This is a genomic window from Flagellimonas algicola (assembly GCF_005937185.1).
Taxonomy (GTDB): Bacteria; Bacteroidota; Bacteroidia; order Flavobacteriales; family Flavobacteriaceae; genus Flagellimonas; species Flagellimonas algicola.
The window spans coordinates 1,699,094-1,706,222 of record NZ_VCNI01000002.1 but is presented as its reverse complement, the minus strand read 5'-3'; the positions used below and the strand labels follow the sequence as shown (position 1 = coordinate 1,706,222).

Annotated in this window: 4 protein-coding genes; 3 read left to right on the top strand and 1 reads right to left on the bottom strand. The window is 40.6% G+C overall.

Annotation, left to right across the window (positions count from 1 at the left end; all coding sequences use genetic code 11):
- Nucleotides 1–236: 236 nt before the first annotated feature.
- Nucleotides 237–2,438 carry a putative porin gene (locus FGG15_RS16440; protein ID WP_138838199.1) on the bottom strand — a complete coding sequence of 734 codons (2,202 nt, stop codon included), beginning with the start codon at nt 2,436–2,438 and terminating at the stop codon, nt 237–239.
- 141 nt (nt 2,439–2,579) lie between these two features.
- Between FGG15_RS16440 and FGG15_RS16435 the strand changes: the two genes are divergently transcribed.
- From FGG15_RS16435 to FGG15_RS16425, 3 genes are all read left to right on the top strand, one after another.
- Nucleotides 2,580–3,176 (top strand): ribonuclease HII, encoded by a 597-nt coding sequence (locus FGG15_RS16435; RefSeq protein WP_138838197.1) that lies wholly within the window; start codon nt 2,580–2,582, stop codon nt 3,174–3,176.
- A 28-nt stretch (nt 3,177–3,204) separates the two neighbouring features.
- Nucleotides 3,205–5,664 (top strand): ribonuclease HII, encoded by a 2,460-nt coding sequence (locus tag FGG15_RS16430; protein ID WP_138838195.1) that lies wholly within the window; start codon nt 3,205–3,207, stop codon nt 5,662–5,664.
- Between the two features lie 129 nt (nt 5,665–5,793).
- The gene (locus FGG15_RS16425) at nt 5,794–7,122 is read left to right on the top strand and encodes an OmpA family protein (RefSeq protein ID WP_138838193.1); all 1,329 of its coding nucleotides are present in this window, start codon (nt 5,794–5,796) and stop codon (nt 7,120–7,122) included.
- Nucleotides 7,123–7,129: the final 7 nt, after the last annotated feature.

Genomic DNA, 7,129 nt, shown 5'->3' with positions numbered 1-7,129 from the left:
TTTACGCTGTCTATACAATATGTCAAATGAACTTCAAAAAAAAGAAGAAAAAAACAGGCCCGAAGACCCTCGATTCCCCCCTCAAATCAACCCAGCCTTATCAGCTAAGCGGGTGCAAATATAAACAGGTTATTTTTACTCAGCAAATAGTTTCGGCTATATTTTTTGTCAAAAAAATGACTGATTTTGTAACGTGCTGTTTTTCAACAATGAATTATCCGATAAATATTCCAACTTTATGAAAAGAAATTCCAAACCAAACCAAAACGGATTACAAAATCCCGATAAGGGTAATTAGGAGCCGAGTAATAATTGGGTTCTGAAGTAAACAAAGTATTAAAGTGTTCTGCCTTCAGATAAATCCTTGTTTGTCTAACTTTTGCATTGATAAAGAAATCCAGCAGTGGATAACCTCCAAGCTCCTCATTGTTTTGAATGTAAAATTCACCCAACAGTGGATTGTATGCATTCATATTATAGGAAGTAAAATACTTAAATGTTACCCCTGTTTGCAAAAACATTGCTTTTTTAAACACATCCTTAGAAAAATACAAGGTGTTCCTGGTCAACACCTGTGGCACGTTAATTACATTATTGTCCTGGGTTACATTTTGGTACAAGACAGTATTGGCCAAAGCCCACCTTCGCCATTTAACTTCCTTGACATATTTTACACGTAAATGATTTACGGTAGACGCTTCCTGAAACGGTTTCACAAAAGCGGTTTCCTCTCCATTATCAATTTGTTCTTGGGTTGCAGTAGACTGGAAATAGGTATAATTATCAATGGCACTGTACTCTGCTTCCAAATGGCCCAAAAGTTTTGAGTCAATCCCAAAACTTATATTCTGTATTTGTTGTTTGTCAAATGTAGCGGTGTTTTGCCAATTGTAATTCCTATAATCGCTCTGATACAACAAATAATTAAAATCCGGCATTCTGGACGAAACATGAATCCCACCAGTTATCTTATAGTTGTCGTTCATTTGATATTCCACCTTGGCGTTAAAACTATTTCCAGCCAATTCTCCAGATATATTATAATTGAGGTCACCACTCAGTCTTAGCCTTCCTAAATCTTTAAGATAGGTTCCTCCAACACTTATCTCCTCTCCTTCCAATTTATTCTGAATAATACCTGAATCAGTTTCCAAAATGCTATTGAAAAAGTAGTTGTAGTTATACAAGCTCACCATTCCGGTAAGTTTTCCCAAAATACGGTTTGAAAATTGAGCTGTTGCCTGGTTGAACATCGTTTTTAATCGTGCCCGATCCTCGATGGGCGTTACAAATGGATCACTTCCAAAAGCACTGTTTTGGGAAGATTGTGTGAAATCATAAAATTTGGTCTCGTAGGTGAACTCATGACCCAAAGTCAAGCTGGTGGGCAATCCCTTTGTGGAATCCATTTTTACATTGAACAGCTTCCACTGATGATCAAAATAATACCGTTTGCCCAGAATTCTATTGTTGGCATTGGTGTATACAACATCTATTCGGGAACGATCAGAAAAATCATCCGTCTCTGTGCTCTCAAACTGCTCCCTAAGCAACAGTCCGCCATTTTCCTCAGATTCCAAATCTTGGGCCGCGATATGACCCCGAATGGCATAATTGTTCTTTTTGTTGACATAGTTAAAGGTAGTCCTGAAGTTGCCCGATTGGTTTTGGTCAAACCTATATTTCCCCAAAGACCTAAACCCTTTATAAGCTATGGAAGCACTAAATTGTTCAGAAAAATTAAAAGCCAACAGGGCATCCAGTAACTGTCCCTGCTCCAAAGTAGTCTTGAACATAAGCTCGGTCATTGGCGTGGGGACATGGTAATAATTAATGTCTTTCACTTCAAAATAATTGGCATGCCGCGCCGTGGCCCCAAGAAGAGGATAGTACGAATTGTTGGAGAACGTCCTTCCCAAAACATTATATGGACGCCCAATGTTCTCAAAGGGCATCAGTTCAAAATCATCCTTGCGCAGATAATTGTATTTGTATTCCTTTCTAATGGTCAATGTGGTATCCAAAATAGTCGTGTCCCTAGCATAGGTAATCACCTTGTAATCTTCAATACGGACCGTGTCCTCTTCCAATTCCGGTATCCGAGGCCTGTTAAGTTTTGGTTTCTTTTTCTTCACTGGTTTCTTTTTTGCCAAGGAATCCAGCTTCTTGGGTTTTTTGACCGAATCTCTTTTCATGGTAACAGAGTCCAACTTCTTTGTTTTCAAAATTGAATCCAGTTTTACAGGAATTGAATCCGACTTTTTCGCCAAGGAAATGGAGTCTAGCTTGACAGTTAAAGAATCTAATTTTTGAACTTTGGGAATGGAGTCCTGTTTTGTAGGCAGGGAATCTATCTTTTTTGGAGGTGGAACGGAATCCTGTTGGGCAAACAAAGACAGATTCACAGTAAAGAGTAGGGCAAAAAATACAAATCTCATTCCGTACTATTGGTCAAGCAAAGGTATATGTTTTGTTTCTAAAGAAATGTGAAAGTTTAGTTGCAGAAAAGCTAAGGTTTTTTTTTAGGGTATTTCTTCTTAGTTTTCAACGGCCCAAGATGACCGGTGCCATTTTCAACCATGCTCAAAAGCCATTATAAATTTATACATGAAGCCGGTACCGATGAGGCAGGCAGAGGTTGTTTGGCCGGGCCAGTAACCGCTGGGGCCATCATTCTACCGGAGGGTTTTCGGAATAGCACCTTGAACGATTCCAAGCAACTTACTGAGCTAAAAAGGGAACAGCTGAGACCGATTTTGGAAAGCGAAGCGGTTTCCTATTCGGTTTGTCACGTTTTTGAAGAGGAAATCGATAGCATCAATATTTTGAACGCCTCTATTTTGGCCATGCACCGGGCTCTTGATGGATTGCAAACCGCACCAAGATTTATTTTGGTAGACGGAAATAGATTTAAGCCCTATTTGGAAATTGAGCATGAATGCATCATCAAAGGTGATGGGAAGTTTATGAGTATAGCGGCGGCCTCCGTATTGGCCAAAACCTATAGAGATGAGTTTATGGCAAAAATCCATGAAGAGTACCCCATGTACAACTGGAAAAAGAATAAAGGATACCCAACCAAAGAGCACCGCGAAGCGATAAGACAATTTGGTCTAACCAAATACCATAGAAAAAGCTTCAGACAACTTCCAGAACAATTGACTCTGGATCTCTAAAAACCTAAATTTGTTCCAAACTTCAAAAATGAAACATAAGGCACTCCTCTATTTGCTTGCTCCATTCTTTCTTTGCTGTAAGCCAGAAGTGCAATCAACCGATTCCTTGTTGAGTCATTTATTGCCCAACTCCAGTTTGATCATCAAGATCAATAACCTCTCCAATTTTAAAAGTGAATTGAAAAACAGCGCTTTTTTGGAAAAAACAAAGGGTTTTGGAATTCACCAAGACTTGGAAAGTAAATTAAAGGGACTCAATCACCTAAGCACTGATGCTGAGTGTTTAGCAGCCTTTTATGAAGTTGGAAAGGACAACCACGAGTTTGTTTTTACCTTGAAACGGAATGCCACTTCCTTTTCGGCGGACAGCATTAGTGACCGCACGGTTGAGACCTTGACATATCAAAACAAAAACATCACCAAATATACACTGGGCGACCAAGCGATATTCAGTCTTGTGTTGGACGATGTTTTGCATTTGAGCTCTTCCCAAATACTAATAGAAAATGTAGCTAGAACCCCAAATCCCAATACGGCCAGTGGGTTACTTAAACGATTGTACAGCACATCAGCTCCTTCCAAATCCGCAACAATTTTTGTTCATTTGGACGAACCTTCCTCTCTGCCCGCAGCCCAGATCAAGGAGGAACAAGACCGTACACAGGCTTTTTCGGATTGGTTGTCCCTGGATTTTTCGGCCAACTCGGATCAAATTAGTCTTAGTGGCGTTGCGCTGGCCTCCGATTCCACTAAAAATTTCATCAATCTTTTTAAGGGTACCAGTCCATTGGCCAATAAGACCCAGCTATTTGCTCCGCAAAACACCCAGGCCTTGGTTTCCTACACTTTTGATGACTATTCCGTCTTTGCAAAAAATCAGAATGAGTATCTAAATAGAGTGAAGCCTGCTGATTCCTTGTTCAACACCATAGAGGAACTAGGCATTATCCGTGTAAACAATGATAAGGTTGTTCTTCTCAATTCTTTTGGCACCGAAAGCATTTCTGAATTTCTAAATAATGACAAAACTGGTACTTCCAATTATCAAGGGAGTGAGATCCTGTCCTTAAAATCCAAGGATTTCTTGACTGATGGATTTAATCCATTACTAACTGGTTTTGAATCCAATTTTTGCACCATTCTTGAGAACACTTTTGTCTTTTCAGAGAAAAAGGAAGCGCTGCAAACCGTATTGAGCAATTATAAAAGCAGTGCCACTTTTGGCAATACAGCTGCATTTAAGACTGCGGCCGAAACACTGGCCAACGAATCCAGCATCCTGTTTGTCTCCGATGCCTCTGGAATAGATTCTTTTGCTGAAGAGGACTTGGTACCTTCAGTGAGTGATGCGTTCAAAGCTTCCAACTTTAAGGATCATACTTTCGCTGCCCAGTTTGTATCGGACAATGGATTTTCCCATGCCAATATTAGTATTGGCAAGATCGCCAAAACCGTTACTTCAAAATCTGTCACACCACTGTTCACTTTGGAACTTGACACCGATTTGGCCATTAACCCACAGTTTGTAAAAAACCATCGTACCAACAAACATGAAGTAGTGGTACAAGATCAAAACAATGTACTGCACCTCATTTCCACAGATGGGAAAGTACTTTGGAAAAAGCAGTTGGAGGGGAGAATTCAAGGTAAGATTCATCAGGTGGACATTTACAAAAATGGACGGTTGCAGTTAGCATTTTGTACCAGCAACGAATTTATGATCGTGGATCGAAACGGGGAAGATGTTCCTCCCTTTAAAAAGAAATACGAAGGAGGAAATTTGAACCCGCTAGCCGTATTTGACTATGAAGGCCGGAAAGACTATCGCTTCGTAGTCACCCAAGGTGAAAAGGTATTTATGTACAACAATAGGGGTAACATTGTGGATGGCTTCACCTATACCCGCGCACAAAGTCCCATTTTGTCTGCTCCAAATCATTTTAGAATGGGAAATAAGGACTATCTGGTATTTCAGTTAGAGGACAAAACGCTAAAAATCCTGCACCGGTCTGGGGGAGATCGTATCAAAGTGGCCGAAAAAATCGATTTCTCGAACAACGGTGTCTTTTTATATAAGAATAAGTTTTCAGTCACTAATAAAAAAGGAGTACTTCATCAAATAGATGCCCGGGGAAAACTCACCAGCACCAATTTTAATCTTAGACAGGATCACGGAATGTACACCACTAGCAAAACATTGGTGTTCATGGATGACAACGTACTAACCATCAAAGGAAAAAAGGTGGAGTTGGAACTTGGTGTGTATACCCAACCCAAAATTTTCTATATCTACGATAAGATTTATGTGAGTGTTACCGACATCCAAAGTCAAAAAATCTATCTATTTGACAGTCAAGCCAAATCTATTCCCAACTTCCCTGTTTTCGGGAACTCCCTAATAGATATGGTAGATATGGACAACGACAAAAGGTTGGAACTCGTGGCCAAGGATCAAGAAAATTCCATCATCGTCTATAGGATCAATTAAAGCTCCCAATTGCAGCTTATACATAAGTTTGGACAGATCACACATCTTGTTCTCAATTAAGGGGATAACTTTTGTAGTTTTCTAGTGGATCTTTTAACTTAAAAGACACATTATCAAAACACTATAGCAATGAAAACCTCATCCCCTGGCAAAATCCTATTGGGTTTTGTCCTCGTATTTGGGTTTTGCCTGAGCGGCAATGCCCAATTATTAAAAAAACTTGGCAAACGTGCAGAAAGAGCTGCTGAACGTACTATAGAACGACGCGTTGATAAAGAAACCTCAGAAAAAACCGATCAAGCTCTTGACAGTATTCTGGAACCAGGCTCCAAGGGCAAGAAACAAGCCCCAGGAAACACACCACCCAATCAAGGAGGTCAAAACGATCAAGGCAACCAAACCGGAGGTTCTCCAAACTCCAATTCTCCAGCTTCAGGTCCAAAAACCATAGAAGTCTACAGTAAGTTTGATTATGTCCCAGGAGACAAACAACTGTTCTTTGATGATTTTGGCAACGATTTTATTGGAGACTTTCCTTCTAAATGGAACACCAATGCAGGTGGCGAAATCGTGACTTTGGGAGATTCACCACAAAAGTGGTTGGAGCTAAAATCAGGCTTCAACATTTATTACATACCCAATGTACCGCAACTACCCGAAGAGTATACCATTGAGTTCGATCTAGCTGCAGTGGGTCTGGATAGGAAAACCTCTTCGACAGCAAAAGTGGCCATTACCCTAAGTAATGATGACGCATTTAAACCCGGTAGTAACAACGCCTATGCCGAAATTCCATTTTGTCAGTATGCGGCCATTGGGGTTACCGTACAGAACAACATCAACGGAAAAAGGGAAATAAGAAGCACGGTCAAGGCGGACCTAAGGGATGTAGTTCTGGAGAACCCGCACATTTCCATAGCCGTAAACAAACAGCGGTTTAGATTGTGGGTAAACGAAGTGAAATATATTGATGTTCCAAGATTGGTGGCCCCTGGAGCAGTAATTCACACCGTAAAATTCCTTGCCAACGGCTTTGCGGATGGAAAGGAGAAAGTTTTCATTTCCAATCTTAAGGTAGCTGAAGGAGGCGTTGACCTTCGCAGAAAACTGATTGCAGAAGGGAAAATCTCAACCAATGGAATCTTGTTTGATACGGGTTCCGCCAACATCAAGCCTGAATCCATGGGTATTATTCGACAAATCTACCAGGTGATGCAGCAAGATGGATCCATCAACCTAAAAATTGTGGGGCATACCGATAGCGACGGTGGTGATGCAAATAATATGGCGCTCTCAAAGAAGCGGGCGGCATCGGTAAAAAATGCACTGGTGTCCGTTTACGGAGTAAATGGCAACAGATTGACCGTGGATGGTAAAGGGGAAACTGAACCTGTTGCTGACAACAACAGTCCGGATGGCAAAGCGCAAAACAGAAGAGTTGAATTTATAAGACAGTAAAAAATCC

Bases quoted from the DNA above. Each gene is read 5' to 3' on its own strand.
- FGG15_RS16440 (WP_138838199.1), bottom strand. From the start codon at position 2,438: ATGAGATTTGTATTTTTTGCCCTACTCTTTACTGTGAATCTGTCTTTG.
- FGG15_RS16435 (WP_138838197.1), top strand. From the start codon at position 2,580: ATGCTCAAAAGCCATTATAAATTTATACATGAAGCCGGTACCGATGAG.
- FGG15_RS16430 (WP_138838195.1), top strand. From the start codon at position 3,205: ATGAAACATAAGGCACTCCTCTATTTGCTTGCTCCATTCTTTCTTTGC.
- FGG15_RS16425 (WP_138838193.1), top strand. From the start codon at position 5,794: ATGAAAACCTCATCCCCTGGCAAAATCCTATTGGGTTTTGTCCTCGTA.